Annotated in this window: 26 protein-coding genes; 8 read left to right on the top strand and 18 right to left on the bottom strand. The window is 72.6% G+C overall.

All coding sequences use genetic code 11. The features are described 5' to 3' along the window. Nucleotides 1-43: 43 nt before the first annotated feature. Nucleotides 44-2,002, bottom strand: coding sequence for a Stk1 family PASTA domain-containing Ser/Thr kinase (locus tag HZF19_RS01410; RefSeq protein WP_208026936.1), 1,959 nt, complete (start codon nucleotides 2,000-2,002; stop codon nucleotides 44-46). A 107-nt stretch (nucleotides 2,003-2,109) separates the two neighbouring features. Between HZF19_RS01410 and HZF19_RS01405 the strand changes: the two genes are divergently transcribed. Beyond that, the gene (locus HZF19_RS01405; RefSeq protein WP_208026935.1) at nucleotides 2,110-2,562 is read left to right on the top strand and encodes a hypothetical protein; all 453 of its coding nucleotides are present in this window, start codon (nucleotides 2,110-2,112) and stop codon (nucleotides 2,560-2,562) included. Here HZF19_RS01405 and HZF19_RS01400 read toward each other — a convergent pair. The 3 genes from HZF19_RS01400 to HZF19_RS01390 all read right to left on the bottom strand — a co-directional run bounded on the left by HZF19_RS01400 (nucleotide 2,549) and on the right by HZF19_RS01390 (nucleotide 6,323). Continuing rightward, nucleotides 2,549-3,199: an HAD family hydrolase gene (locus HZF19_RS01400; protein WP_208026934.1), complete on the bottom strand. Its 651-nt coding sequence runs from the start codon at nucleotides 3,197-3,199 to the stop codon at nucleotides 2,549-2,551. The two genes, HZF19_RS01405 and HZF19_RS01400, sit on opposite strands and share 14 nt — an antisense overlap. After that, complete coding sequence (gene ligA / locus HZF19_RS01395) at nucleotides 3,196-5,238, bottom strand: NAD-dependent DNA ligase LigA (RefSeq protein ID WP_208026933.1); 2,043 nt, start codon at nucleotides 5,236-5,238, stop codon at nucleotides 3,196-3,198. Before ligA ends, HZF19_RS01400 begins: the two co-directional genes overlap by 4 nt. A gap of 68 nt (nucleotides 5,239-5,306) precedes the next feature. Beyond that, nucleotides 5,307-6,323 carry a uroporphyrinogen decarboxylase/cobalamine-independent methonine synthase family protein gene (locus HZF19_RS01390; RefSeq protein WP_208026932.1) on the bottom strand — a complete coding sequence of 339 codons (1,017 nt, stop codon included), beginning with the start codon at nucleotides 6,321-6,323 and terminating at the stop codon, nucleotides 5,307-5,309. An 87-nt stretch (nucleotides 6,324-6,410) separates the two neighbouring features. Here HZF19_RS01390 and HZF19_RS01385 point away from each other — a divergent pair, with 87 nt between their 5' ends. After that, a complete protein-coding gene (locus HZF19_RS01385; protein WP_208026931.1) occupies nucleotides 6,411-7,346 on the top strand; it encodes a hypothetical protein in 936 nt (311 codons plus the stop codon). Here HZF19_RS01385 and mnmA read toward each other — a convergent pair. Genes mnmA through HZF19_RS01370 form a run of 3 tightly spaced genes read right to left on the bottom strand, consistent with a single transcriptional unit; the run spans nucleotide 7,304 to nucleotide 10,484 of the window. Next, nucleotides 7,304-8,362, bottom strand: a complete 1,059-nt coding sequence (mnmA, locus tag HZF19_RS01380) for a tRNA 2-thiouridine(34) synthase MnmA (RefSeq protein ID WP_208026930.1) — start codon at nucleotides 8,360-8,362, stop codon at nucleotides 7,304-7,306. The two genes, HZF19_RS01385 and mnmA, sit on opposite strands and share 43 nt — an antisense overlap. Further along, the gene (locus tag HZF19_RS01375) at nucleotides 8,359-9,522 is read right to left on the bottom strand and encodes a cysteine desulfurase family protein (protein WP_307781111.1); all 1,164 of its coding nucleotides are present in this window, start codon (nucleotides 9,520-9,522) and stop codon (nucleotides 8,359-8,361) included. The genes mnmA and HZF19_RS01375 overlap by 4 nt, the downstream gene beginning before the upstream one ends. A 23-nt stretch (nucleotides 9,523-9,545) precedes the next feature. Then, nucleotides 9,546-10,484: an RDD family protein gene (locus HZF19_RS01370; RefSeq protein WP_208026929.1), complete on the bottom strand. Its 939-nt coding sequence runs from the start codon at nucleotides 10,482-10,484 to the stop codon at nucleotides 9,546-9,548. A gap of 28 nt (nucleotides 10,485-10,512) precedes the next feature. Between HZF19_RS01370 and HZF19_RS01365 the strand changes: the two genes are divergently transcribed. Next, nucleotides 10,513-11,541: a stage II sporulation protein M gene (locus HZF19_RS01365; RefSeq protein ID WP_208026928.1), complete on the top strand. Its 1,029-nt coding sequence runs from the start codon at nucleotides 10,513-10,515 to the stop codon at nucleotides 11,539-11,541. Between the two features lie 141 nt (nucleotides 11,542-11,682). Here the strand turns inward: HZF19_RS01365 and HZF19_RS01360 are convergent, their stop codons facing one another. From HZF19_RS01360 to HZF19_RS01340, 5 genes are read right to left on the bottom strand one after another with little or no spacing between them, the layout of a single operon-like run. Then, nucleotides 11,683-12,984, bottom strand: a complete 1,302-nt coding sequence (locus HZF19_RS01360; RefSeq protein WP_208026927.1) for a DUF58 domain-containing protein — start codon at nucleotides 12,982-12,984, stop codon at nucleotides 11,683-11,685. Nucleotides 12,985-12,986: 2 nt separating this feature from the next. After that, nucleotides 12,987-13,940 carry an AAA family ATPase gene (locus HZF19_RS01355; RefSeq protein WP_208026926.1) on the bottom strand — a complete coding sequence of 318 codons (954 nt, stop codon included), beginning with the start codon at nucleotides 13,938-13,940 and terminating at the stop codon, nucleotides 12,987-12,989. Further along, entirely contained in the window at nucleotides 13,930-15,063 is a 1,134-nt protein-coding gene (locus HZF19_RS01350; RefSeq protein WP_208026925.1) for a DUF4350 domain-containing protein, read from the bottom strand. The genes HZF19_RS01355 and HZF19_RS01350 overlap by 11 nt, the downstream gene beginning before the upstream one ends. Beyond that, the gene (locus HZF19_RS01345) at nucleotides 15,060-15,725 is read right to left on the bottom strand and encodes a DUF4129 domain-containing protein (RefSeq protein WP_208026924.1); all 666 of its coding nucleotides are present in this window, start codon (nucleotides 15,723-15,725) and stop codon (nucleotides 15,060-15,062) included. Before HZF19_RS01345 ends, HZF19_RS01350 begins: the two co-directional genes overlap by 4 nt. Before the next feature lies 1 nt (nucleotide 15,726). Next, the gene (locus tag HZF19_RS01340; RefSeq protein WP_208026923.1) at nucleotides 15,727-16,680 is read right to left on the bottom strand and encodes a hypothetical protein; all 954 of its coding nucleotides are present in this window, start codon (nucleotides 16,678-16,680) and stop codon (nucleotides 15,727-15,729) included. Between the two features lie 79 nt (nucleotides 16,681-16,759). On the opposite strand from HZF19_RS01340, the gene HZF19_RS01335 reads away from it, so the two are divergent. Together HZF19_RS01335 and galT are read left to right on the top strand one after the other, a co-directional pair. Next, a complete protein-coding gene (locus tag HZF19_RS01335; protein ID WP_208026922.1) occupies nucleotides 16,760-17,503 on the top strand; it encodes a class I SAM-dependent methyltransferase in 744 nt (247 codons plus the stop codon). A gap of 11 nt (nucleotides 17,504-17,514) precedes the next feature. Continuing rightward, nucleotides 17,515-18,507 (top strand): galactose-1-phosphate uridylyltransferase, encoded by a 993-nt coding sequence (gene galT, locus HZF19_RS01330; protein WP_208026921.1) that lies wholly within the window; start codon nucleotides 17,515-17,517, stop codon nucleotides 18,505-18,507. A 34-nt stretch (nucleotides 18,508-18,541) separates the two neighbouring features. Here galT and HZF19_RS01325 read toward each other — a convergent pair whose 3' ends face one another. Next, nucleotides 18,542-18,985 carry a hypothetical protein gene (locus HZF19_RS01325; protein ID WP_208026920.1) on the bottom strand — a complete coding sequence of 148 codons (444 nt, stop codon included), beginning with the start codon at nucleotides 18,983-18,985 and terminating at the stop codon, nucleotides 18,542-18,544. A gap of 141 nt (nucleotides 18,986-19,126) precedes the next feature. Between HZF19_RS01325 and HZF19_RS01320 the strand changes: the two genes are divergently transcribed. Beyond that, nucleotides 19,127-19,564 (top strand): SRPBCC family protein, encoded by a 438-nt coding sequence (locus tag HZF19_RS01320; RefSeq protein WP_208026919.1) that lies wholly within the window; start codon nucleotides 19,127-19,129, stop codon nucleotides 19,562-19,564. A gap of 12 nt (nucleotides 19,565-19,576) precedes the next feature. Here the strand turns inward: HZF19_RS01320 and HZF19_RS01315 are convergent, their stop codons facing one another. After that, nucleotides 19,577-20,476, bottom strand: a complete 900-nt coding sequence (locus tag HZF19_RS01315; protein WP_208026918.1) for a rhomboid family intramembrane serine protease — start codon at nucleotides 20,474-20,476, stop codon at nucleotides 19,577-19,579. 63 nt (nucleotides 20,477-20,539) lie between these two features. Further along, complete coding sequence (locus HZF19_RS01310) at nucleotides 20,540-21,319, bottom strand: enoyl-CoA hydratase/isomerase family protein (protein WP_208026917.1); 780 nt, start codon at nucleotides 21,317-21,319, stop codon at nucleotides 20,540-20,542. Between the two features lie 114 nt (nucleotides 21,320-21,433). On the opposite strand from HZF19_RS01310, the gene mscL reads away from it, so the two are divergent. Beyond that, a complete protein-coding gene (gene mscL, locus HZF19_RS01305) occupies nucleotides 21,434-21,817 on the top strand; it encodes a large conductance mechanosensitive channel protein MscL (protein ID WP_208026916.1) in 384 nt (127 codons plus the stop codon). A 3-nt stretch (nucleotides 21,818-21,820) separates the two neighbouring features. Here the strand turns inward: mscL and meaB are convergent, their stop codons facing one another. The 3 genes from meaB to murA form a co-directional block, all read right to left on the bottom strand. Then, the gene (gene meaB, locus HZF19_RS01300; RefSeq protein ID WP_208026915.1) at nucleotides 21,821-22,777 is read right to left on the bottom strand and encodes a methylmalonyl Co-A mutase-associated GTPase MeaB; all 957 of its coding nucleotides are present in this window, start codon (nucleotides 22,775-22,777) and stop codon (nucleotides 21,821-21,823) included. Between the two features lie 32 nt (nucleotides 22,778-22,809). After that, on the bottom strand, nucleotides 22,810-23,076 hold the full coding sequence (locus HZF19_RS01295; RefSeq protein WP_208026914.1) for a NifU family protein: 267 nt from the start codon (nucleotides 23,074-23,076) through the stop codon (nucleotides 22,810-22,812). A gap of 75 nt (nucleotides 23,077-23,151) precedes the next feature. Continuing rightward, nucleotides 23,152-24,402, bottom strand: coding sequence for a UDP-N-acetylglucosamine 1-carboxyvinyltransferase (murA, locus tag HZF19_RS01290; RefSeq protein WP_307781110.1), 1,251 nt, complete (start codon nucleotides 24,400-24,402; stop codon nucleotides 23,152-23,154). Between the two features lie 24 nt (nucleotides 24,403-24,426). Between murA and HZF19_RS01285 the strand changes: the two genes are divergently transcribed. Next, nucleotides 24,427-26,055, top strand: coding sequence for an MFS transporter (locus HZF19_RS01285; RefSeq protein ID WP_307781108.1), 1,629 nt, complete (start codon nucleotides 24,427-24,429; stop codon nucleotides 26,053-26,055).

Below are 26,055 nucleotides of genomic sequence, written 5' to 3'. Positions count from 1 at the left end.
GCCGGGATGAACGGTTCGGGAGGAGGCCGGGGCGGGGGGGTGATCAGCCCGTGATGATGACCACGGAGCTGCCCCGGCGCACCTGCGTGCCCGCCGCCGGATTGGTGCCGGTGACCGGCTTGGCCGGGGAGCCCTGGGTGGACGACACCACCAGCCCGGCGCCCTCCAGCCGCTTGGCCGCCTCGACGGCGGAGAGGCCACGCACGTCCGGCACCGGGATGGTCGGCGGCCCGCTCGACACGACCAGGGTCACCGTGGAGTCGCGGGCCACCATGGTGCCGGCACCCGGGTCGATCTCGAGCACGACGCCCGCGGGAACGGTCTCGTCGGAGCGCGGCACCCGCTTGACCACCAGCCGCAGCTCCTCCAGCCGGGCCTGGGCCGCGTCGGCGGTCTGGCCGATGAGCCCGTCGGGCACGGTGCGCGGCAGGGGCCCCCCCGACACCACCAGCGGCACCCGATCACCCTTGGGCAACTCCACTGGGACGTTGTCACCGAGCGCCACCACGACTCCCGCCGGGACGTCCTCGCTCGGTACCTTCGTCACCTCACCCACCGCCAGGCCGGCGGCCGTGAGCTGGGCCTCGGCCTCCGACAGGGGCATGCCCAGCAGGTTCGTTGGCACCGCCACCAGCGTGGGGCCCAGCGACACCGTGACCCGCAGCACGCCACCCTCGACGAGCGAGGTGCCCGCCGCCGGGTCCTGGGCCACGATCTGGCCTGGCACCGTGCCGTCCTGGCGGGTGTCGGTGCGCTCCACCACCCAGCCCGTGCCGGCCGTCGCGCTCTCGAGGTCGGCCACGTTCGTGCCTAGGAGATCCGGCACGGCGTGGGCAACCTCGCGGACCTCGAACCACCAGTAGGCAGCCGCGCCGGCGAGCGCACCGAGCAGCAGGAGCACCGCCAGCGCCAGGGGCCAGCGACGGCGCCGCTCCCGTCCCAGGCCCGGGGACACGGCCGGCGAGCGCTCGACCCGGCGGGTCTCGGGCTGGCCGTCGCCCTCGTGCAGGATCGTGATGCCGTCGGTGGTGGTGCCTGGTGGCGCGGTCATGATCTCGGGCTCGAGCTCGCCGAGCACCCGGCGCTCGGCCACGAACTGGGTGGTGGGATCACGATCGTCACCCCCGGCCAGATCCACCGCCATCGCACCGGCCAGCGGTAGCGGCGCGGGACGCTCGAGCTCGGACGCGGCCGCCATCAGCAACTCGGCGAAGCCGGCCGCGTCGACCCGGCGGGCCGGGTCGGGCTCGCCGGCCCGTTCGAGCGCGGGCACCAGCGGGCCCAGGGCCTCGGGCACCGCGAGCGGTCGGTCGACCCGGGCCATGAGGGTGCCCAAGGTGGTGTCGCTCGAGAAGGGCACCTCACCGGTGACGGACTCGATGAGCACCAGACCGAGGGAGTAGACGTCGCTGCGCCCGTCGAGGGTGGCGCCCCGCGCCTGCTCGGGAGAGGCGTACCGGGCGGTGCCCAGCACCGCGCCCATGGGCTCGGTCCAAGCCGCCTCCGCGAGCGCCCGCGCCAAGCCGAAATCCGCGATGCGCAGCCGCCCCTCCTCGTCGAAGAGCAGGTTGGCGGGCTTGATGTCGCGGTGCACGAAGCCCCGCCGGTGCGCGTACTCCAGCCCGCGGGCGGCCTCCAGGCCGACCAGCAGCGCCTGGGCGGGGTCGAGTCGACGCCCGAGGTCGAGCATCCCCCGGAGGCTGCCGCCCCCGAGGTACTCGGTGACCAGGTAGGGCACGTCGTCCTGGCCCCAGTCGAAGACCGCCATGACGTGCGGGTGGTTCATGGCCGCGGCCGCCTGGGCCTCGGCCCGGAACCGCTTGAGAAAGGCCGCATCGTCGGCCAGCGCGTCGTGCAGGATCTTCACCGCCACCCGCCGGCGCAAGGTCACGTCGTCGGCCAGGTACACGGACGCGGACGCGCCGGTGCCGATGGGGGCGACCAGCCGATAGCGCCCTCCGAGCACCTGACCGACCCGGTCGACCATGCGGGAGATGGCCACCGTTCCAACGTAGTGGTTACAGGCCTGACATTCGCGTACCCGCGGCGGCGGTCCCCCCACCCGCCGGCTGCGGTCTCGACCCGGAGCCGACCCGACACAATGGGGGTGTGAACGATCACCCCGACCCCTCCGCCAGCTCCGACCGACCGGTCCGCGTCCAGTACCCGCGCTGGCTGTGGGGGGTGGGTGCGCTCGTGGCGGCGGTCGTCGCCGGGGCGGTGGCGGTGCTGGTCGTGGTGGGCGAGGGTGGATCACCGAGCCAGGCCGGTGGGGGCGTGGAGGCGCTGATCCCCAGCGACGACTCGCAGATCGTCCAGCAGGCCACCGTCGGCATCGACCTGGCCCCCGGCTACCAGGCGGAGCTGTCGGTGAACGGGGTGCCCCTCCCCCTCGATCAGGTCGTCGTCGAGCGGGGCCTGAACACCGTCACCTTCACCCCGGGGCCGGGCCGGGCCTTCGAGCGTTGGCCGGCCGGGGAGACCTGCCTGACCGCTCACCTCTGGCCGGTCGACAACCCCACCGCGGTGGACGTGCGCACCTGGTGCTTCACCGTGGTGTAGCAGCGTCGAGCAGCGATTCGAGCTCCGCCAGCGCACCGGCGGGGTCGCTGCCCACCACGACGCCGTGCATGCCCACCCGGCGGGCCGCCTCCACGTTGCCCGGATAGTCGTCGAGGAACACTGCCCGCTCCGGCGCGACACCACCGAGCCGCGCGAGCGCCAACTCGTAGATGGCCGGGTCGGGCTTGCGCAGGCCCACTTCACTGGAATCGACGACGGCATGGAACAGCTCGTCGACAGGCAACATCGCCCGCCAGTACTCGCGGAACTCGGCGACGTTGTTGGTCACCAGACCGGTGAGGTAGCCCTGCTCCCGCAGGCGGCGGGTGCGTTCCACGACCGCGGTGCGCACGCCCCCGTCATCGCTGGCCAGGTACTTGAGCAGGTCGTACAGCTCGATCTCCAGGCCTCGCGCCGACCCCAGGGCACGGATCTCCGCTCTCGCCGTCTCGAGATCCAGCTCGCCTCGCTCGCACCGGTGCCAGGGGTGGTCGGTGTCACGGTCGTACGGGCCGAACACGATGTCGAGCGCATCCTCGAAGGTCGCACCCACCTCTTCGCCGACGGCTCGTAGGGCGTCGAACGGCGACGGGGTGAACACCCCTCCGAAGTCGAACACGATCGCCTCGATGGTCATGGCAACTCCCCGGTCGCGAGCAGATGCTCGAAGCCTGCCTCGTCGAGGATCGGGACACCGAGCTCCCTGGCCTTGGTCAGCTTCGCGGCGCCGGGTCCCTCTCCCACGACGAGCGCGGTGGTCTTCGTCGACACCGACCCCGGCGCCTTGCCACCGTGCGCCTTGATCACCTCCTCGGCGCGCTCCCGGCTGTAGTTCGCCAGGGTGCCGGTGACGACCACCGACATGCCGGCCAGCGTCTGCGGTGCCTGCTCGACCCGAGGCCCCTCGAAGTTCACCCCCGCGGCTCGCAGCTTCTCCACGATGCGCCGGTTGGCGGGGTTCGTGAACCACTCATGCACGCTCTCGGCGATCACCGGCCCGATGCCTTCCACCGACGCGATCTCCTCCACCGACGCGTCGAGCAGGCGGTCGAGATGGCCGAAGTGACGGGCGAGTGCCTCCGCGCCCGCGGGACCGAGATGGCGGATGTTCAACCCCACCAGCAGGTTCGCGAGCGGCCGCGACTTGGACGCCTCGATCGCGTTGCGCAGGTTCGCGACCGACACATCACCGAAGCCCTCGAGGGACCGCAGCCGCTCGTAGTCGAGGTGGTAGACGTCGGCCACGTCGTGCACCATGCCGAGCTGCTGGAACAGGCGCACCCGTTGCTCGCCCAAGCCCTCGATGTCCATCGCCCCCCGCGACGCGAAGTGCTCGATCGCTCCCGCCACCCGGGCCGGGCACTGCTCGTTGGGGCACCGGCGGTCGGCCTCGCCATACAAGCGGACCAGCTCGGTGCCGCACACCGGGCACCGCTTCGGGAACGTCCATCGCCGCAGGCCCTTCGGCCGGTCGGCGAGCACCGGGCCCACGACCTCGGGGATGACCTCACCCGCCTTGCGCACGATCACGATGTCACCCGGCCGCACGTCCTTCTCCCGCACCTGGTCCTCGTTGTGGAGGGTGGCGAGACCCACCGTGGACCCGCCGACGAAGACCGGCTCGAGCACCGCGAACGGCGTGGCTCGGCCGGTGCGACCGATCGACACCATGATGTCCTTGAGCAGCGTGGTGCGCTCCTCGGGTGGGAACTTGTAGGCGATCGCCCAGCGCGGCGCCTTGCTCGTGGAACCGAGCTGGTCCCGCACGTTGAGCTCGTCGACCTTCACCACGACTCCGTCGATCTCGTAAGGCAGCGAGTGCCGGTTCGCCTCCCAGCGTTGGCAGAACTCGTAGACGGCTGGGAGGTCATCGAGCACGGTGATCTCGGGGTTCACCGGGAAGCCGAGGTCGCGCAGCCACGCCAGGGTCTCGTGGTGTGTAGCGAACGCCGGCCCTCCCTGCACCTCACCGAGCTGGTAGCTCCAGAACGACAGTTCCCGGGTGGCGGTGACGGATGGGTCCTTCTGGCGCAGCGAGCCCGCCGCGGTGTTGCGGGGGTTGGCATACGTGCGCTGGCCGGCCTCGACCTGCGCCTTGTTGATCCGCTCGAACACCGAGATGGGCATGTAGATCTCGCCGCGCACCTCGAGTACGGGCGGCGCACCCTCGAGCCGATCGGGGATGTCACGCACCACCCGCGCGTTGGCGGTCACATCCTCACCGACCCGGCCATCACCTCGGGTCGCGGCCTGCACCAACTCGCCGTGCTCGTACCGCAGGGAGATCGCCACGCCGTCGATCTTCAGCTCGCACACGAAATGGACCCGCTGACCGTCGCCGAGCTCGGTCAGCCGTCGCTGCAACCGGGCCCCCCACGCCTGCAGCTCCGCTTCGTCGAAAGCGTTGTCGAGCGACATCATCGGCACTCGGTGCATGACCGGGGCGAACGCGGGTGACGGCGCGCCACCGACCCGTTGGGTCGGCGAGTCGGGGGTGCGCAGGTCGGGGTACTCGTCCTCCAGCGCGCGCAGCTCACGCACCAGCGCGTCGTAGTCCGCGTCAGGGATCTCCGGCGCGTCCAGCTCGTAGTAGAGGCGGTCGTGGTGGCGGATCTGCCGGCGGAGCTCCTGGACGCGCTCGGCGGGATCGCGCGCGGCCTCGGTCACGGCGGGCATCGTACCGACCCCCGTCCGACCCGGACGCCCCCTACCGCGGCACCCGCAAGGCCCGCCGACGCGTCGCGTCAGGCCCCGACGGAGAGGCGGACGCCGATCGCCTGGTCGTGGAGGCGCTGCGCCAGGCGGGTGGCGAGCACCATCACCTGCTCCGCCTGGGTGATGCCGTGCCGGGCCAGGCCGCACGCCGGGGTGATCAGCGCTCGGGTGCGCAGCAATCCCGGGTCGCAGCCCCCGGCCACCAGGTCGCACCACAGCACCGAGAGCTGCCGCCACAGGCGCTCGACGGTCTGGCCCACCGGCCGGTCGGTGGGCACCGCACCCCACGCCACCCAACCCCCGCGCTCGAGGAAATCGGCCAGCGTGCCCGCAGCTCGCTCGAGGCCTGCACCTGTGGGCACGGAGAGGATCTGAGGCCCGGACTGCAACAGCAACCGCCAGTCGGCCTCACCGCAGCAGTGCAGCCCGGTGGTGGCGCCGGCCTCCAGCACCGCGAGCGCGCTCGAGACCAGATCCACCGCGTCCACCGGGCCGATGGGGAAGCCCGGCACGGTGCACAACGCGAGTGACGGCTCGTCCACGAAGGCGATCACCTCGGCTTGGGGCACTCGCTCCCCCACCAGGCGCAACATGGCGCGGGCTCGCTGCCTCACCGCCTCACCCGCCACCGCGAACGCCGACGAGGCCCGCAAGCCGGCGGCGTGCAGCGCGACGCCGAGGGTCACCGGGCCGGTGAGGGAGATCTTGATGGGGCCGCTGCGCTCGGCCATGGCGGTGAGGAAGGCCCGGAACCCGACGAACGCGTCGCCGGCGAAGGATCGCTCGTCGAGCGGTGCGTCGGGGTCGATCGCGCGGTGGTCGATGGAGAGCGAGCCGTCCGCCTCGACGGAGATCCCGCTGATGCCGGACGCCGCCTGGCCGACCATGCCCTCGCGCTTGGAGCGCGCCGGCAGGGAGGGGGCGAAGGGAAGCCTCGGCGCGTGCCGCAGCACGAACTCGACCGCCTCGCCTGGATCGACGTGCGGAAGGCTCCCGATGCCGGTCGCGATGCCCACCGGCAGGGCGACCCTCCGGTCATCGGCCATCCGAGCACCCCTTCCGCTGTGTCCCCCGCAGCAGGTCGATGAGCACCGGAATAGCGAGCGGCCGGCCGGCTGAGCAAATCTCGCACGATGCGCAAGGTCCTCGACGTGGTGGCCCGCTGGGGTGGCGCCGTGCTGTGGGCCACCCTGCCGTTCACCGCTGGCCCCACGCTGGCCGCCGCGCTCAACCCGGCGAGCACGGGGTTCCGAACCTTCACGTCGGTCGCGGCCTGGACGGTCTGGGCATTCACCCTGGTGGCCACCCTCGTGCCCCGCACGACCACGTTGACCGCCCTGCGAGTCGTGGTGCCCGCAGCCCCACTGGCGATCGGGTGGGCGGTGGTGACCCTCCCCGCCCCCGGCTGGCAGGAGGCGCTGGCGCTGACCATCACCACCCTGGCCGCGGTGGTGGTGCTGGCCCCGCAGACCGGCGACGTGTTCATCGACGGCTCGTCCTACGGCCACGAGCGCCGGATGGCGCTGCGCGCTCCGGGCGTGCTGCTGCTCGGACCGATCCAAGCCGTGTGGGTGGCCGTGGTGGCTGGGGCTGCTGCCGGGCCGCTCCTCGTGGCCTCGGGGATGGTGCCTGGCGGCCTGGCCCTCACGGCGATCGGCTGGGCGGTCGCGGTCGCCGGGGTGCGGGCGCTGCACACGCTGGCCCGTCGCTGGCTGGTGTTCACCCAGGCGGGGGTGGTGATCGTGGACCCGCTGGCGCTCGCCGACACCCTCCTGGTGCGGCGATCAACACTGGCGTGGCTGGGCCCGGCACCGGCCGGCACCGGCGCGCACGACCTGACCGTGGGCGCCTTGGGGCTCGCCGTCGAGCTGCGGTTCGCGGAGCCCGTCACCGTCACGCCCTTGCCACCGCGGCGATCGCCCCGATCACGACCGGCCCCCGCGGCCATCGAGGTCGACGCGGTGCTCGTGGCCCCGTCGCTGCCCGGCAGGATGCTGGAGGAGGCCCGCCGGCGCCGGCTGCCGGTTCAGGCGGCGATGCCGCCGCCGACCACCTCGTCGCCGTCGTAGAAGACCACGCTCTGCCCGGGCGCCACCCGCCGTTCGGGCGTGGCCCATCGCACCCGCACCTCGGCCCCGGGGCCGACGGCCCGCCCCTCGATCGGCCCGATCGTGGCCCGGCGAGGCACCCCGTGCGCCGAGCACTGCACCAGCACCTCCCCCGTCACGGGTCGGTCGCTCCAGGCGACGTCGCGCACCTCGAGCTCGCTCACCTGCAGGTCGTCGCGGGAGCCGACGGTGACCGTTCCCTGGACCAGGTCCACCGCGATCGCGTACCGCGGCCCGCCAGCCCCGGCCACGCCCAGACCCTTCCGCTGGCCGACGGTGACCAGCTCGACGTGCTCGACCTGGCCCACTTCCCGGCCGGTCCGGTCCAGGACCCGTCCCGGGCGCAGCCCGATACGCGGACCGAGGAACGCCTGGCGCCCTCCCGTGGCGGTGATGAAGCAGACGTCCTGGCTGTCGGGCTTGGCCGCTGTGCGCAACCCCAGGCGGGCGGCCTCGGCCCGCACCTCGTCCTTGGTGAGCGCACCGACGGGCAGGATCGTGCGCGCCAGCTCGCGCTGGCCGAGCATGTAGAGCACGTAGCTCTGGTCCTTGGTGGCGTCCGCTCCCCGCCGGATGCGGCGGGTGCCGTCGGGGCGCTCGTGCACCCGGGCGTGGTGGCCGGTGGCCACCGCGTCGAAGCCCAGGGCGACCGCCCGGCGCAGGAGGTGGTCGAACTTGAGGTGGCGGTTGCACTCGATGCAGGGGTTCGGCGTGAGCCCGCGACGGTGCGCGTCGACGTAGGGCGACACCACGTGCTCGTCGAAGGCGTCGGCGAAGTTGAAGACCAGGTGATCGATGCCGAGCTGCTGGGCGACCCGGCGCGCGTCGTCGACGTCGGCTACCGAGCAGCAGCCGGTGTCGCTCTCGCCTCCCCAGAGCCGCATGGTCACCCCGGTGACCTCGTGGCCCTGCTCGTGCAGCCGCGCCGCCGCGACGGAGGAGTCCACCCCGCCCGACATGGCGACCAGGACCTTCACGTGCCGTCCCCGCCCGAGAACAGACGCAGCCGCTCCACGGCAGGGGGGACGACCGCCAGGGCGCGGTCCACGTCGGCGTCGGTGCTGGCCCATCCCAGCGACAGGCGCAGCGACCCCTGCGCGAGCGACCGGGGAAGGCCCATCGCCGCCAGCACGTGTGAGGGCTCCACCGCTCCGCTGGAGCACGACGACGCGGCCGATGCGAACACCTCTCCCTTCTCCAGCAGGAACAACATCGACTCGCTGTCGACGCCGGGGATGCACAGGTGGCAGATGCCCGGCACCTTGTGGGAACGGTCCGGCCCGGCCGCGCCGGCGGACACACCGGTCTCGACGATCCCCGGCACCGTGGCCAGCAGGCCCTCGACCAGCCGGTCGCGCAGCTTGGTGACCCGCTCGACCTCGTCGTCGCGCTGGTCCGCGGTTCGCGCCGCCGCGACCGCCATCGCCACGATGCCCGCCACGTTCTGGGTCCCGCTGCGCCGCCCACGTTCCTGACCTCCACCCACCTGGCGGGCTGCCAGCTCGACCCCGGAGCGGATGGCCAGCACCCCCACGCCCTTGGGCCCGCCGAACTTGTGGGCGCTCACAGACACCAGGTCGAACGGCGCCGTCACCCGAGCCAGGTCGAGCCAGCAGAAGCCCTGCACCGAATCGGTGTGCAGCAACGCCCGCGGCGCACGCTCGCGCACCACCGCGGCGATCTGCTCAAGGGGCTGGATGGTGCCGACCTCGTTGTTCACGGCCATCACCGAGACCAGGGTGACGGTCTCGTCGAGCATCGAGGCCAAGGCGTCGAGGTCGATCACCCCCCGAGGGTCGACGGGTACCAGGCGCCCACCTCGAGCCTCGATGGCGTCGAGCACGGCGTGATGCTCGATCGCCGAGCACACCACGGTGCCACCCCATCGATCGTGCACACCGAAGACCGCCAGGTTGTCGGCCTCGGTGCCCCCACCGGTGAAGACGATCTCACCGGGCTCGAAGCCCAGCAGCTCAGCCATCGTGTCGCGGGCCTCGTCGATCGCCCGGCGTGCCTCGCGCGCCGGGCGATGCGCGCCCGAGGGGTTGGCGAACTGCTCGGTCAGGAACGGCAGCATGGCCTCGACCGCTTCGGGTCGCATCGGCGTGGTGGCGGCGTGGTCGAGGTAGCCGAGCACCCTTCAAGGCTACGGCCAACCCCTCAGGACCGGGAGGCGGGCCCTCCGAAGGTGGTGCCCGGGGGGACCGTTGGTGCGGGAGCCGGTGGTGGTGGCGGGCGCCAGGCAGGCGGCGAGGGTGGAGGCGGCGGCGCAGGCGGCGGGGGCGCGAGCGGAGGGGACGGCGGGGAGGGCGGGGGCGGGCGCCACGGAGGGGGTGGCAGCGGGCCGCCGTGGCGTCGCTGGTACGCGGCCGCCACGCACGCCAGGAAGGCCTCCGGCCCCACACCCGCTGGGGGCGTGTGTTGCAGCAACCTCGTCACCGGCTCCGCCAGACGAACCGACAGCGCGTACCGGGCCGGGATGGTGAGCTGCGGGGCACGCAGCAGGAACGAGCGGAGCAAGCCGTACTGCTCTTCGGCCAGCGCGGTCACGTCGAGCGACGCGGTGTAGGCCTCGTAGCCGGGTGGGGGCATGAAGCTCACGGCCACCGCTCGCGAGGCCGCGCGGCGCTCCCGCAACACGAAGGTGCCGGCCGCCAGATCACCGATCCGTTGGTCGTTGCGGGTCAGGATGATCGACAGGGCGGCGATCGAGCCGAGGAACGCGTAGATCTCCACGAGACCGAACATGGCCCGGATCGCGGCGTGCCGGAAGCGGATGGGGCCGCCTTCCCGGGTGACCACCCGCAAGCCGAGCGCCGCCTTGCCCAGGGTGCGACCCTGCCAGAGCGTCTCGAACCCCGCCGGGTAGCCGACCAGCACGAAAAAGGTGAGCACCAGCGCGGCGATGGTGGCGGCGGTCTCGAGCAACGGGCTGGAGGCGGCGACGATGCCCGCCACCGTCCACACCCCCACGAGGGTGACGACCTGCACCAGCAGGTCGATGAGCTCCGCGATGGTGCGCGAGCCGGCGCTCGCGGTGTCGAACTCGAGGAGGACGGCTTCGGGAGTGACGATGCCGGAGGGCTGGGCAGTGGTCATGCAGGTCGGCCACTACCGTAACGGGTGGGTGGACATCGACCGCTACATCAGCTCCAACGAGGCCACCTGGGCCCGCCTCGACGAGCTGACCCGGCGCGCCCGCCAACGGGTGGCCACCCTGGAGGACGGCGAGCTCGACGAGCTGGTGGCGCTCTACCAGCGCAGCGCGGCGCAGCTGTCCTACGCGCAGACCTACTTCCGCGATCCGGCCCTCACCGCCCGCCTCACCAAGCTGGTGGCGGCCGCTGCGCAGGTCATCTACGGCAAGCGGCCACGCACGGCCCAGGCGGTGGTCCGGTTCTTCGCCACCACCTTCCCCGCCGCGGTGTGGCACAACCGGCGCTTCATGGCCGTCGCCGCGGTGGCCTTCTTCGGGCCGGCCGTGCTGGTAGCGGTCTGGCTGCTCAACAGCCGGGCCGCGCTGGACGCCTCCGGCAGCGCGGCGGAGCGCACCGACTACGTGGAGCAGCGGTTCGAGCAGTACTACTCGGAGCAGCCGAGCGCGCAGTTCTTCACCGCTGTGACCACCAACAACATCCGGGTCGGGTTCATGGCATTCGCGCTGGGTGGGATCGCCTGTATCCCCGGTGTCGCCATCCTGGCGTTCAACGGGGTGTCGTTGGGTCAGGCCGCGGCGTGGATGATCAGCGAGGGCGACACGCTGCGCTTCTTCGGCCTGATCCTGCCTCACGGTGCCCTGGAGCTCACGGGCATCGTGCTCGCCGGTGGTGCCGGGCTGGCCGTCGGGTGGGCGCTGATCGCCCCCGGTGATCGGCTCCGCAGCGAGGCGGTCGCCGAGGAAGGCCGGCGGGCGGCGGCGATCGTGCTGGGGCTGGTGGCCACATTCGTGGCCGCGGGGCTGATCGAGGGCTTCGTGACCGGCAGCGGCCTGCCGGCGGCGGTGCGGGTGGGCATCGGCCTCACCGCCTGGGCGGTGTTCGTCACGTACCTGTGGCGGAGGGGCCGGGCGGCGGTCGCCCAGGGTCTCACCGGCGCGCTCGGGGAGCGACCCGCTGGCGTGGCAGGGGCGCTGCCCGTCGCGGCCTCGAGCAGGTGAGCGTCGTCCTGGCACCACGCCTGCTCGAGCGCCACACCTGTTCGAACTGTTCATCGTGGCGCGCTCCGTGGCCGCGCCACGGTGAACAGTTCAGAAGTTGAAAAGGGGCGACGAGTCGGTGCTGGAGAGGAGCGCCGCCCGTCAGAGGCGGCCGGTGGCCTTGACCTTCAGGTACGCGTCGGCCAACCGCGGGGCCAGCTCCCCGGGGGGTGCGTCCACGACCGTCGCGCCAGCACCGCGCAATCGGGCCGTGGTGCGCTGGCGTTCCTCGAGGGCCACGATCGCCGCTCCCTTGCGGTACGCCTCCGACGCATCGCGCGGCGAGGAGCGGGCCCAGGACACCACCTCGGGGTCGCGCACCGCGGCCACCACCACCAGGTGGCTGCGGGCGATCAACCCCAGCGCGGGCAGCAGCGTCTCGCCAACCGCCTGCTCGACCAGGTCGGTGAACACCACCAGCATCGCCCGCCGGCGAAACCGGGCCAGGGTCTGTGTGAACGCGCCCCGGTAATCGCTCTCGGCGAGCTGGGGCTCGAGCTCGTACATGGCCTCGGTCACGCGGGTGAGCTGGTCGCGGGTGTGCCCTGGAGGGACGACCGCCCGCACGCTGCGGTCGAAGGCCACCAGCCCGGCACGGTCACCGAGCCGGCTGGCGACCGCGGTGAGCATCATGACCGCGTCCATGGCGTGCTCCACCCTCGGGACGCCGTCGACCCTGCCGGCCATCACCCTGCCGTTGTCGAGCAGGCTGATGACCGTCTGGTTCCGCTCGGCCCGGTAGGTGCGCACGATCGCCTTGCCGGATCGGGCCGTCGCTGCCCAGTCGATGCGGCGGAACTCGTCGTCGACCGTGTAATCGCGCAGCTGCTCGAACTCGGTCCCACCGCCGTGACCGCGCGCCGAGCGCAGCCCGACCTCCACGATGCGGGCCTTGTCGATGCGCAGCTCCGCTTCCGCCCGGGACCGGAACGACGGGTAGACCCGCAGCACCGCAGGTAGGGGGCGGGTGCGCTGGCGCGACGCCAACCCCAGCGGCCCTTCGACCCGAAGCGTCATCCCTTCCACCTCGAAGCGGCCTCGGCGGGTCGGGGCCAGCTCGGTGCGGACGTGCGCCGTCTGGTCGGGACCGACCCGAAGCCGGGCCCGGCGGGTGCCCGCCTGCAGGGACGGTGCGAGCTGATCGGCGAAGGCCAACCGCACCGGGCGGGCCCCCAGGTTGGTCACCGTCCAGGTGAGCGGGGCGCGCGAGCCGAGGGTGACCACCTCGGGCAGGTCACGCTCGATCCGCACCGACGCCGGTGGTGAGGCGAGCAGCCCGTCGATCACCGCCACCACCACCAGCGCGCCGTTGACCAGCCAGAACCCGGTCTCCGAGCCCAGGACGAGCACCGCCACCGCGGCGAGCGCGGCGAGCGCAGCCAGGCGACGGGTGGGGACCAGCACGATCAGCGCGGCACCGGGACGGAAGCCAGGATGCCGTCGAGCACACCGTCGGGCGTGGCGCCTTCGAGCTCCAGCTCGGGCCGGAGCAGGATGCGGTGGCGCAGCGTGGGCTTGGCGACGGCCTTCACCTCGTCCGGGGTGACGAACGGCCGCCCCGCCAGCCAGGCCCACGCCTTGGCCGCGTGCAGCAACGCGGTGGCTCCCCGCGGGGACACCCCGAGCGAGAGCGACGGCACCTCCCGGGTGGCTCGCACCAGCGACACCATGTAGGCCTGCACCGTCGGGTCGACCCGAATGTCGCGGATCGCGGCGGCAGCCGCCGCCAGGTCCGCCGCGCTGGCCACCGCGCGCACCCCCGCGGCGGCGATGTCGTGCGGGTCGAGGCCTTCGTCGTGGCGGCGCAGCACCTGCTGCTCCTGCTCGACCGACGGGTAGCCGACGACCAGCTTGAACAGGAACCGGTCCAGCTGCGCTTCCGGCAGCGGGTAGGTGCCCTCGTACTCCACCGGGTTCTGGGTGGCGACCACGATGAACGGCTCGGGCAACGGGCGGGTCGACCCCTCGATCGACACCTGGCGCTCTTCCATGGCCTCGAGGAGCGCGGACTGCGCCTTGGGTGGCGTCCGGTTGATCTCATCCGCGAGCAGCAGGTTGGTGAAGATCGGCCCCTCGCGGAAACGGAAGGTTCCCTCGTGCGCGTCAAAGATCACCTGACCGACCACGTCGGAGGGCATGAGGTCGGGGGTGAACTGGAGGCGCTTGAAGTCGAGGTCGAGCGCCGCGGCGAGCGCTTTGACCAGCAGGGTCTTGGCGGTGCCCGGCACGCCCTCGAGCAGCACGTGGCCCCGCACCAGCAGGGCCGCGACCAGGCCACTGAGCGTGCCGTCCTGACCGACCACCACCTTCGCCACCTCCTCCCGGAGCGCGAGGATCGGTCCCCTCGGGTCAGTGTCCATGCAGAACCTCCTTGCGGATGCGATCGATCTCGCCGGCCAGCGCGACGAGCTGCGCGTCGTCGGCCACCGCCGGGCCGGCGAGCACAGCGGCGATGCGGTCCCGGTCGATCCCCGTGCGGGCCGCGGTGACCTCGGCCACGACGGCCGGGGTGGCGTCACGCCCCAGCCCCAGACGTTCGGCGAGTTCCCGGTGCAGGGCCCGGCGTAGCACCGCCGCGGTGCGGTCCGGTCGCCGCGAGAGCTGGGCGAGGTTCCCGACCGCGCTCACCAGCTCCGAACCCTCGATCTGCACGGGCTGGGGCTCGACGATGACCGGTCCGAGGCGGCGGCCCCGGAACCAGCCATAGACCCCGAAGGCCACCGCCAGCTGGGTGACGGCCAGCCAGAAGCCTCGGGGGAGCGCATCGAACAGCGAGCGATCCGACGGCACGCCGCCGCTGGGGTCGAGGATCGCCACCCGGGTCCCCTCCTGCGGCGCCAGCAGCGCCACCGCCAGCCCCGCGTTGTCGGCCGCGGCGAGTAGGGAGTTGGTGAACTGGTCGGCACCACCGAGGAACACGAGCCAGCCCTCCCCTCGGGGACCGGCGACCACGAAGGCCCCGCGTCCCTCGTCGAAGCACCCCTGCATGGTGGCCGGCACCTCGAAGCGCGAGTAGCTCGGCCCGACGTCGAGCTCGGCGAGCTGATCGAGCGCGGGGATCTCGCATCGCCCCTTGCGCAGTCGGCCACTGGTCGTGGCGAAGGGCGAGGACCGGGTCTCGGGCGGGGGTGCGAGCGTGCTGTAGGGATCGGCGACGATCAACCGCCCGCCTCCCTCCACCCAGCGCATCACAGCCGGCCCGTCCTCCCGGGCGATCACGTTGGACAGCATGAGCGCGACCTGCGCGTCCGGGGGCGGACCGCCCGCCACGACGTCGACCTCGGCACCGAAGGACTCGAGCAGCATCACCAACGCCTTGGTGCCGGACGGGTCGGTGGAGTCCGGCTCGTAGGCCGCGGCCCGGGGCACGGAGGTCAGCGACGACGCGAGCGCGGCGAGGGCACCGAGCAGCACCACCACGCCAAGCGACCGCCAGCCGCCGGTGGGCAACGGGCGCGCCGACAGCCTCGCCGCGGGGATCACACCTGCTCCCGGCGGCGCGCCCGGTGCGTACCCTGGTCCGTCCGCTCCGACACCTCACCCGCGAGTGCCCGGAACCGCTGGCTCTCCGCCGGGCCCGTCGCCACGGCTCCGTACCAGGCCTGCTCGAACAGCTCGGAGGCGGATGAGAACGGTGGGCTCGCAGGTGGCACCCGCTCCGCCAGCTCGGCCCTGAGCTCCCCGGTCGTACGACCGGGCAGATCCCGCACGGCACCCTGCTCGACCAGCAGCGCCACCAGCGCCCGGTAGCGAGCCCGCAGCCCTTCTTTCCAGTCTCCCGCGGCTTCGAGCCGCTCCGCCTCGCCGATCCAGTCGCGCCACCGGAGGCGGCGCTCCTCGAGGGAGACCTCGACCCCGGTCTGCTCCGGTGTGGCCGGCTCACGCTGCAGCGAGCGCACGAGATGGATCACCACCAACACCACGACCGCGACGACGATGGCCACCACGATCCAGGCCACCACCGACGCCGGCCGGCTCAGGTCGGGCAACGAGAACCCCGGTGGCGGCGCGTGGTACCGCTCGAACTCGGGTCGGGAGAGGATCTCCTCCGCCCGGCGGCGGGCCGCGTCCGCGTCGGGCCCCGGTGAGGGCATGCCCCGCAGCACCGCCGAGGCGGGCGCCGCCCGCAGGACCTGCTCGATCACGTCAGGCCCCGGCCGGTAGCACGTCGGCGGCTCGCAGCTCCAGGTCGAGACCTTCGGTGCGGATGCGAGCGTCGAGGTACAGCAGCACACTCACCGACACCACCGCGGTCTGCACCACCACGCCGTACGCGGAGTTGACCAGCGCGAGGCCGATCCAGTCGGCGGGCGCAGGGAGCAACTGGGTGACCAGGCCGAGCAACAGGCCCGAGTACCGCAGCGCGGTCTCGACCAGGTAGGTGAGGAACACGACCAGCACCGCAGGCCAGTACCGCCGGCCCATGAGCGACGCAGAGCGGCGGATCCCCTCCCACGGCCCGATCCCCTCTGCGGTGATCGCGGGGGCGGTGACGACGACCAAGGCCACGAAGAACAGCAGCGGCAGGTAGCACATGGCCGCCGCCACCAACTTCGGCAGGAGCAGGATCGCCCACGCACCCATGAACGGACCACCCCGGCGGAACGACGTCGCCAGCGCGTCCCGGGCCGTGATGTCACGACCCATCACCCAGTTGGTGACGAACGCGGTGACCACCCCGCCGAGGAAGAAGAGGCTCAACGAGCTCAGCAGGGTGCCCGCGAGGAACGCCAGCACGCCCCAGCTCGACACGGTCGAAGAGCCGGCCACGCTGAGGCTCCCCCAGCCGAGCCAGCCGGCGAGAGGGTTGCGGTCGAGACCTCCCTGCCCGAGCGCCAACACGATCTGCGGGGGCACGACCACCGCCGCCGCGGCGGCCAGGACCCGCTTCGGCCGCAGCTTGATCACCCGGAACGCGCCGTCGAGCATGTCCGAGGCGGTCATCGGGCGCAGCGGCACCGGCGACCGGACCGTCGGCTCCGGACGGGCGTGGCGCTGGGTGGCGACCCGCCGGTGGCGATCGCCACCGGGCCGCTCCGAGCCGGCCTCGGGCGCGACCCACGGTGATGCGGGGCGCTGCGCGTTCCCGTCGGCTTCCACCGTCCTCCTCGGTCCCTGCGGGTGCGCCCGGCGTCGCGGGCGTGCGGGCCCGCTCATTCTGGCGCGCCAGACTGGCCCCATGGAGGGCTACCGACCGGCGAGCTACGGCGACGCCTTCGCGGACGTCTACGACGACTGGTACCGGGACCTGCCCGGCACGCAGAGCTGCGCGACCACGATCGAGGAGCTCGCCGCTGGTGGGCCGGTGCTGGAGCTCGGCACGGGAACGGGCCGCTTGGCGCTCGCCATCGCGGCCCGGGGCGTGACGGTGGTCGGCCTCGACTCGTCGGCGGCCATGCTCGCCAGGTTGCGGGCCAAGCCGGGAGCGGACCGGGTGGCCACAGTGGAGGCCGACATGGCCGCACTGCCGTTCACGGCCCGCACCTTCGGCGTGGTGCTGGTGGCGTTCAACACCCTGTTCAACCTCCCCGACGAGCGCTCCCAGCGCCGGTGCCTGGCCGATGCCCGCCGGGTGGTCCGCGACGGCGGCCTGCTCGTGGTCGAGACGATCGTGTTCCCCGAGACCACCGAGGTCGCGCAGGGCGTCGATGCCCGCCTCATCGAGGAGGAGCGGGTCGTACTCACCGCGTCCCGCCTCGACCCCACCGATCGCTCGGTGATCGGGCAGCACATCGAGATCACCGAGGCGGGCGTGCGCCTGCGGCCGTGGCGCCTCCACTACCTGCTCCCGGACGAGCTCGACGAGCTGGCCCGGGACACCGGGTGGTCCCTCGCCGGCAGGAACGCCTCGTGGGCCGGGGAGCCGTTCACCGAGGGCAGCGAGCACCAGGTGGTCGTCTACCGGGCCGGACCGGCGCGCTAGCGTCGCCAGCCGTGAGCCAGCTCAGGCTCAACCCACTCAACGGGCGCTGGGTGACCGTCGCCGTCGGGCGGGCAGCTCGTCCGGGTGGCTTCGCCCCGCGGCGGCTCCCCGTCCAGGCCTCCGACGACCGGCCCTGCCCGTTCTGCCCCGGCAACGAGGAAGCGACCGCGCCCGCGCTCGAGACCTACGGTCGCGACGGCCAGTGGTCGGTGCGGGTGGTGCCCAACCTCTACCCGGCGTTCAGCGGCCGGGGCCCGTTCACCGTGACCGAGCTGGGGCCGATCTTCACCGAGGCACCAGCGGTGGGCATCCACGAGGTGCTCGTACTCTCGCCGGACCATCACGCCGGCTGGGGGGCGCTGAGCGACAAGCAGGCCGGGCTGGTCATGGCCGCGATCCGGGACCGCCTCGAGGACCATGCCCGCCTCTCGGACATCCGCTACACGCAGACCATCGTCAACCACGGGCGAGAGGCGGGTGCCTCGCTCGAGCACCCCCACGGGCAGCTCCTCGGCATCCCCTTCGTGCCCGACGAGCTCGCCGCCGAGCAGGAGCACTTCGCCGGCTTCGCCGCGCATCACGGCACCTGCCTGGTGTGCGAGACGATCGCCGTGGAGGAACACGAGCACCACCGGATCGTCGCTGCCACCGACCGGCTGGTGGTGGTCTGCCCGTACTGGAGCGGTGTGCCCTACGAGATGCTGGTGCTGCCGCGCCGACACGAGCCGCACCTGGCGCACTCGTCACCCGCGGACCTGGTGGCGGTCGGGCGGGCGTTGCGGGACGCGCTGGCCAAGCTCGACTTGGTGGTGGGCGACGTGGCCTACAACCTCGTGTTCCACACCGCGCCGCACCACGATCGGGGGCTGTACCACTGGCACGTGCACGTCCTGCCGCACATCACCAGCCAGGCCGGCTTCGAGGAGGGCACGGGGGTGATGATCAACATCGTGGCCCCGGAGCAGGCCGCACCCGAGCTCGCGGCCGCCCGCCGAACCGGCTGACCGGGTTCAGGAGGGGCCACGCCCGCTGCCGGCCCTACGAGCCGTCGACGAGATGGTGGAGCTGGCCGAAGAACCCCTCGCCGTCCTCGCCGCGCATGACCTCCAGGTCGACCTGGGCCGTCGAGCGCATGACCACCCGGATCAGACCACCGAAGCGCACCTGCCCCAGCTGGACCTCGGCGATGGCGCTCAACGGGACCTCGCCCAGGTACTGCTTCGGTTTGCCGGTCAGCCCGAGGCTCCAGGCCAGGATCCGGCCACCGGTGAGCACCAGCGCCATCTGCTTGGCCGAAGGGAACACCACGAGCTGATCGGGGCTCGGTGGCTCGGCGGCCTGACCCAGGCCGGCGAGCCCGGCGCCGGTGGTGACCTGGGCCGGCGGGACCATCCCGTTCCAGTTGACCCGCACGGTGGCCAGGATCTCCTCACCACGAGCCAGTGCCGGCGCCGCCAACTCCGCCAGATCGAACTTCGCCACCGCTCGTCCTCCTGTCAGAGCGCCGGCGAGCATCGCTGCTCGCCGGCGGGTGCTCGGCGGCGATGCTAGCCACCGAGCAGGCTGCGAGGGTGCCGGCGCCGCCCGGCGACGCTCGATCGGGGGCCTCCCTACCATGGGCGGGTGCCCGCCATCCGTGTCGCCGTCACCATCGATGCGCCGCGGCGGGTGGTGTGGCGGGCGATCGAGGACATCGGCTCGCACGTCGAGTGGATGGCCGACGCCGAGGCGATCCGGTTCACCTCGGCCCGTCGGCGGGGGGTCGGGACCACGTTCGACTGCGATACGCGGGTCGGGCCGTTCCGGCTCGTCGACCGCATGGAGGTGACCGAGTGGCGACCGGGGCGGGCCATGGGCGTCGCGCACGTGGGGGTGGTCACCGGCCGAGGGCGGTTCACGCTGCGCAGCCTGCCCGGGGGTCGGACCCGGTTCACCTGGCGCGAGGACCTGAGCTTCCCGTGGTGGTTCGGGGGTGCGCTCGGGGCGGTGCTCGGGGGTGAGGTGCTGCGGCTGATCTGGGCCCGCAACCTGCGCAACCTGAAACGGCTGGTCGAAGGCTGAGCGCGTCGAGCGCTAGCGCGACGGCAGGAACCCGAGCACCGGATCGGCCCAGTGGCTGGCGGCCCACAGGCACCCGACCCACAGCACCGCGGTGATCGCCGCGCACGCGAGCACGGCCGGGACCGCGGAGCGCGTGCGCTCGTCGAGCCGGAAGACCACGAACCCCGCCAGAAGCCCGCCGACCAAGCCACCGACGTGCCCCCCGACCGAGATGCCGGGCACCGCGAAGGTGATCACCAGGTTCAAGATGAGCAGGCCGCCGAGGCCCGACCGCCACGGATCGATGCCCCGTGCCCGTTGCGCCGCGAACGCCGCACCCAGCAGGCCGAAGATGGCGCCGGAGGCGCCGACCGTGGGTGAGGTCGGCGAGACCAGCAGGACGCCGAACGCGCCCGCGACGAGGCTGGTGAGGTACAGGGCCAGGAACCTGGCCCTGCCCAGTGCCGGTTCGAACTGGGAGCCGAGGATCCACAGCACGAGCATGTTCATGCCGATGTGGACCAGCCCGGCGTGGAGGAAGCCGCTGGTGACGATCCGCCACGACTGGCCGTCGGCGACCCCGATCGGCTGCCCGTTGCTGCCGAGTGCAGCGCCGACCAGCAACCCCCACTCGCTGATGCGACTGTAGGAAGACGCCCACAGCGACGCCGCGCCTCCCACCACGAGATCGGCGAGGAACACCACGGCGTTGAGGGCGATGAGCACCTGGGTGACGACTGGCCCGCCGGAGGGGGCGCGGAGGCTGCGCATCGTGTGGACCTGCTGCGCACCGGCCCGGGCGCACTCGGGGCAGTGGAAGCCGACCGAGGCCGGCACCATGCAGCTCGGGCAGATCGGCCGGGCGCACCGCTGGCAGGTCACGCCGGCGCGCCGGTAGTGGTGCCGGTAGCAGGTGACGATCCCTGTGGTCACGATCTCGACGCTACCGGCGCCGGCGACGAATCGGGGTCGAGGGAGCCGGATGAACGGCCGCGCTCAGCGCCCGGTGAAGGTCGCCTTGCCCGGGCCGTGCTCCCGGAAGCTGGCCACCCCGATGCGGCTGTCCTCGGTGGTGAACACCTCGACGAACAGCTGTTGCTCGAGCTGCAACCCGCCGTCGAGGGTGATGTCGAGGCCGCGGTCGATGGCCCGCTTGGCCAAGCCGTGCGCCACCACGGGCCCCCGGGCCAGCTCGGCCGCGTACCCGAGGGTGGTCTCGAGCAGCTCCCCGGCGGGCACGACCCGATCGACCAGGCCCATGGCGAGGGCTTCCTCCGCCGGCACGTGCCGCCCCGTGAAGATGAGGTCCTTGGCTCGCGACGGGCCGACGAGCCGGGCCAGCCGTTGGGTCCCTCCCCCGCCGGGGATGATGCCGAGGAGGATCTCCGGTTGCCCCAACCGGGCGCTCTCGGCCGCGAATCGCAGGTCACAGGCCAGGGCCAGCTCGCAACCACCGCCGAGGGCGTAGCCGGCGATGGCGGCGATGGTCACCCGGGGCAGGTCTGCCAGCGCGTTCAGGGCGTCGAGGAACGCGGCGCCGATCGCGCGGGCCTCCTCTGGGCCGCCGAACTCGGAGATGTCGGCGCCCGCCGCGAACATCCGATCGTTGCCCGTGACCACCACCGCGCCCGGCAGGTCCGCCTCCAGCTCGGCTATCACCGCCCGCAGCTTCCCGAGCAGGGCGGTGGACAGCGAGTTCACCTTACCGTTGTCGAGGCGGATCACCGCCACGCCGTCGGGGCGCCTGTCGAGGTGGACGAGAGCAGCGTCGGTCATGGCCGTCACCGTACTGCCCTCGCCCCCACGGCTTGCCCGGCTCGCCCGCCGCGCCCCGCCGGCGGCCAGACTGCGGGGCGACCCTCATACGTCCGGAAGAGAGAGGAGAGGGCCGTGTTCAAGGAGTTCAAGGAATTCATCGCCCGGGGGAACGTCGTCGATCTCGCGGTGGCAGTGGTGGTCGGGGCCGCCTTCACCCAGGTGGTCAACGCGTTCGCCCAGGGCATCCTGATGCAGCTGGTGGCAGCGCTCGTCGACCAGCCGGACTTCGGCGCGCTGTCGATCCGGATCCGAGACACCGATATCGGCTACGGGGCGTTCATCAACGCGGTCATCAACTTCCTGATCGTGGCGGTGGCCGTGTTCCTCGTGGTCAAGGGCCTGAGCACGCTGCAGAAGCTGCGATCGAAGGCCGAGGAAGAGGAGCAGGAGCTGGCCGAGACCGAGGTGCAGCTCCTCACCCAGATCCGCGACGCGCTCGTCGGCCGCGAGAGCTGACGCTCAGGCTCCCGACGCCAGCAGCCGATCGGCGGCGGTCCACGGGTCGAGCTCCCGGGCCACGACCGCCCCGACGAGCTCATCGAACAGCGCGTCGCTCCCGAGCTGCTCCGCCTGCTCGGCCAGCCGGGCGGCGACGACGGCGTGCAGCTCGCGCGAAGCCCGCTCGGTGAGGCGCCGGTGCCGCCGACCGCTGCGGGCCAGCCAGTCCCGATGCTCGCCCAGCGCGCGCCACAGCTCGTCGACCCCTTCGCCCGTGATGGCGACGGTGTCGATGATCGGCGGCGACCAGCCGTCTGGGGATGAGAGCTCGAGCATCTGCTGGAGGTCGCGCCGGGTGTCGGCCACACCCGAGCGGTCGGCCTTGTTGATCACGAAAACGTCCGCGACCTCCATCAAGCCCGCCTTGTTGGCCTGCACCGCGTCACCCCAACCGGGGTTGAGGACCACCACCGTGGTGTCGGTCTCGCTGGCCACCTCCACCTCGACCTGCCCCACCCCCACCGTCTCGATGACCACCCACGGCCAGCCGGTGGCGTCGAGCACCCGCACCGCCTGGGGGGTGGCGAGCGCCAACCCACCGAGGTGACCGCGGGTGGCCATGGAACGGATGAACACCCCGTCGTCGAGCGCATGGTCACCCATCCGCACCCGGTCTCCGAGGATCGCGCCGCCGGTGAACGGTGACGACGGGTCCACGGCCAGCACCGCGACCCGCTCCCCGGCCGCCCGGATCCGGGACACCAGCGCGCTGGTGAGCGTGGATTTGCCTGCACCGGGCGACCCGGTGATCCCGACGGTGATGGCCGAGCCACCTAGCGGGTGGGCAAGCCGGCCGACCTCGTGGGCCTTCGCCCCGCCTTCCTCCACGATCGACAGCAGGCGGGCGAGCGCCGAACGATCACCACCCCGGGCACGGGCCAGCAGCTCGGCCGGGTCGATGACTCGTGGGCGGGGCACGGAGGCGAAGCGTAGTGACGCCGCGACCGGGGTCAGAGGCTGACCGGTCGCTCGCCGAGCTCAGTGGCCGCCTGGCCCACGTCGATCACCTCGGTGACCCCGGGAACCCGGTCCTTCAGGATGCGCTCGATGCCCGCTTTGAGCGTGACCGTCGACGCGGGGCACGAGACGCAGGCGCCGACCAGCTCGACCGACACCACACCGGTCTCCTCGTCGACGTCGCGCAGGAAGATGTCGCCGTTGTCGGCCTGGATGGCCGGGCGGATGGCTTCGATGACCTGCTCGATCTGGGCGCGCATGGCTCCTTCAGGCTGCCTCGCGGGGGACCATCTCTGCCAACACCGCCACCGCCGGGTGTGTTCCGCCGGCCCCGATCAGCACGCCCGGACGTCGGCGCCGACGGCCCGGAGCTTCTCCACGAAACGCTCGTAGCCCCGACCGATGTGATGGGCGTCACCCACGATGGTCTCCCCTTCGGCCTTGAGCGCCGCGACCACCAGGGCTGCGCCGGCCCGGATGTCCGGGGCCCGCACCGGAGCGCCCGACAGCAACGGCCGACCCCGCACCACCGCGTGGTGGCCCTCGGTGCGGATGTCGGCGCCCATCCGGACCAGCTCGTCGACGTAACGGAACCGACCAGCGAACAGGTTCTCGGTCACGATGCCCACCCCGTCGGCCGTGGCGAGCATGGCCACGAACAGCGGCTTGTAGTCCGTGGCCAGACCCGGGTACGGCAAGGTCGAGACGTCGACGGCACGCAGCCGGCGCGCCGACATCGCCCAGATCCCCTCGCTATCGGGAGAGATGCGCATGCCCATCTCACCCAGCTTGGCGACGTACATGTCCATATGGTCGTGCCGGGCACCGGCCAGGAGGAGCTCCCCGCCGGCCACGCCGAGCGCGGCCAGGAAGGTCGCCGCTTCGACCCGGTCCGGGATGACGGTGTGCTCCACGGGAGCGAGCTGCTCGACGCCGTCGACCTGGATGGTCGAGCTCCCGGCACCCAGCACCCGGGCGCCCATGCGGTTGAGGAAGCTGGCGAGGTCCGCGATCTCCGGCTCGCGGGCCGCGTTGTCGATGACGGTCGTACCCTTCGCCAGCACCGCGGCCAGGAGCACGTTCTCGGTGGCACCCACGCTCGGGAACTCGAGCAGCACCCTCGCGCCGATGAGCTGGTCGGCCCGAGCCTCGATGTAGCCGTGGGCGAACTCGAAGCTGGCGCCGAGCTCCTCCAGGCCCCGCAGGTGCATGTCGATGGGTCGGGGGCCGAAGTCGTCGCCACCGGGCAGGGCCACCCGGGCCCGCCCGTAGCGAGCGAGCAGCGGCCCGAGCACCACGATCGAGGCCCGCATGCGCTCGACCAGCTCGTAGGGGGCCTCCGGCACCAGGGTGCCGTCGTGGATGATCCGCAGGTCGCCGGGGGCCGGGCGCTCGACGGTCATGCCCATGGTGGTGAGCAGCTCCCCCATCCACGTCACGTCCGCGATGTCGGGCACGTTGTGGAGGAGGAACTCGCCCGGGGCCAGCGCGGTCGCGGCCATCAACTTGAGCACCGAGTTCTTGGCGCCGCTGATGGGGACCGTGCCCTCCAAGGGGCCCGACTGGCGTACGGCGATGCGGTCCACGGTGGTCAGTATGCTCGCGGCGGCGTGCACCAGGTCGTAGCGAAGCGCGCGGTCACCGAGCGCCAACTCCACAAGATCCTCGAGCCCCGCGATGACCTCGTGCGGGAGCGCCGCATCGCCGACCGGGCGTTCGAGCTCGACGACGGGCCCTTCAGCGTGTGGCGCCGCACCGTGGAGATCGAGCGCGGGGTGGGCGCAGCCCCGGCCAGCCCGATCACGGTCACCGAGCGGTTCGAGTTCCGGCTGGCGATCCCGGTGTGGTCCTTCCTGTTCCACGGCCTGCTGCGCCGCCATCTGCGGCGGGGCACCGACCCGGGTGGTGAGAGGGCGCCGTGGTGGGCGCCGCCCCAGCGCCTCGACCGGCGGGCGGCGAGGGTACTCGGCCTGCTGAGCGTCGTCGCGCTCGTCGCCGGCTACCTGGGCACGCTGCTCAGCCAGACCAACACCTTCTTCAAGCAGGACTTCGGCGCCTCCGACGCGGCCATCGGCGCCACTTTGTCGGTGGTGCGGATCGGCGCGCTGGGCGCGCTGGTGGTGGCCGCGATCGCGGACCGCCGGGGGCGGCGCCGGGTGCTGCTGGCCGCGTCGGTCGCCGGTTGCATCGCCACCGCCACCGGCGCCCTCGCCCCCGGACTGATCTGGCTCGGCGCCAGCCAGACCGTCGCCCGGGCCTTCTCCACCGCCATGGCCCTGGTGTTCAGCATCATCGCGGTGGAGGAGACCCCGGCGGGCTCCCGCGCGTACGCAGTGTCGGTGTTGACCATGGCTGGCGCACTAGGCGCGGGCGCCGCAGTGGCGCTGCTGTGGGTGGCCGATCTCAGCGAGGCAGCCTGGCGCGCCCTGTACGTCGTGCCGCTGGCGGCGCTGCTGCCCCTGCGCTGGGTTGCCCGCCACCTCCCCGAGACCCGCCGGTTCACCCTGCGCGAGCAGCGTCCGGATCGCCTCCCGGCAGACCGCCGCCCGCGGCTGCCGCGCGGGCGGCTGGCCCTGCTGGCCGCGTCCGGCCTGTTCCTCGCGGTGTTCGTGGCCCCCGCCTCCGGGTTCCAGAACGAGTACCTGCGCACCGACCGGGGATTCAGCGCCGTGGGGCTGATCGCGTTCAACATCCTCACCAACACCCCCGGCGGGTTGGGCATCGTCGCCGGAGGCCGCCTGGCCGACGCCCGCGGTCGGCGGCTGATCGGGGCGTTCGGGCTGGCGGCGGGGGTCGGCTTCACCGTGCTCATGTACCTCGACCGGGGCTGGACGATCTGGCTGTGGTCGGTGCTCGCGGCGGTGCTCGGGGCCATGGCCATCCCGGCGCTGGCGGTGTACGGGCCGGAGCTGTTCGCGACCAACGCCCGCGGTCGGGCGAACGGGATCATCAACCTGTTCTCCGTGATCGGTAGCGCTGCGGGCCTGTACCTGGCGGGGGTGCTCTCGGACCGGCTGGGCACGCTGTCGGACGCCATGCTGGTCCTGGCGATCGCCCCCGTGGTGGTGGTCGCCCTCGTGCTGTTCCTCTATCCCGAGACGGCGTCGATGGAGCTCGAGGAGCTCAACCCCGAGGATGCGCCGCTCTCTCGGGATCTGCTGGCGCTCGAGGGGCTCGACGTGGACAGCGTCGCCGAGCGCTACCCTCCGCGACCCGGTGAGCCCGGCCCGGGCCGGTAG

This window comes from Rhabdothermincola sediminis, from assembly GCF_014805525.1.
In the GTDB taxonomy this organism is placed as follows: Bacteria; Actinomycetota; Acidimicrobiia; order Acidimicrobiales; family Acidimicrobilacustridaceae; genus Rhabdothermincola; species Rhabdothermincola sediminis.
This window is presented reverse-complemented; position numbering and strand designations above follow the sequence as displayed.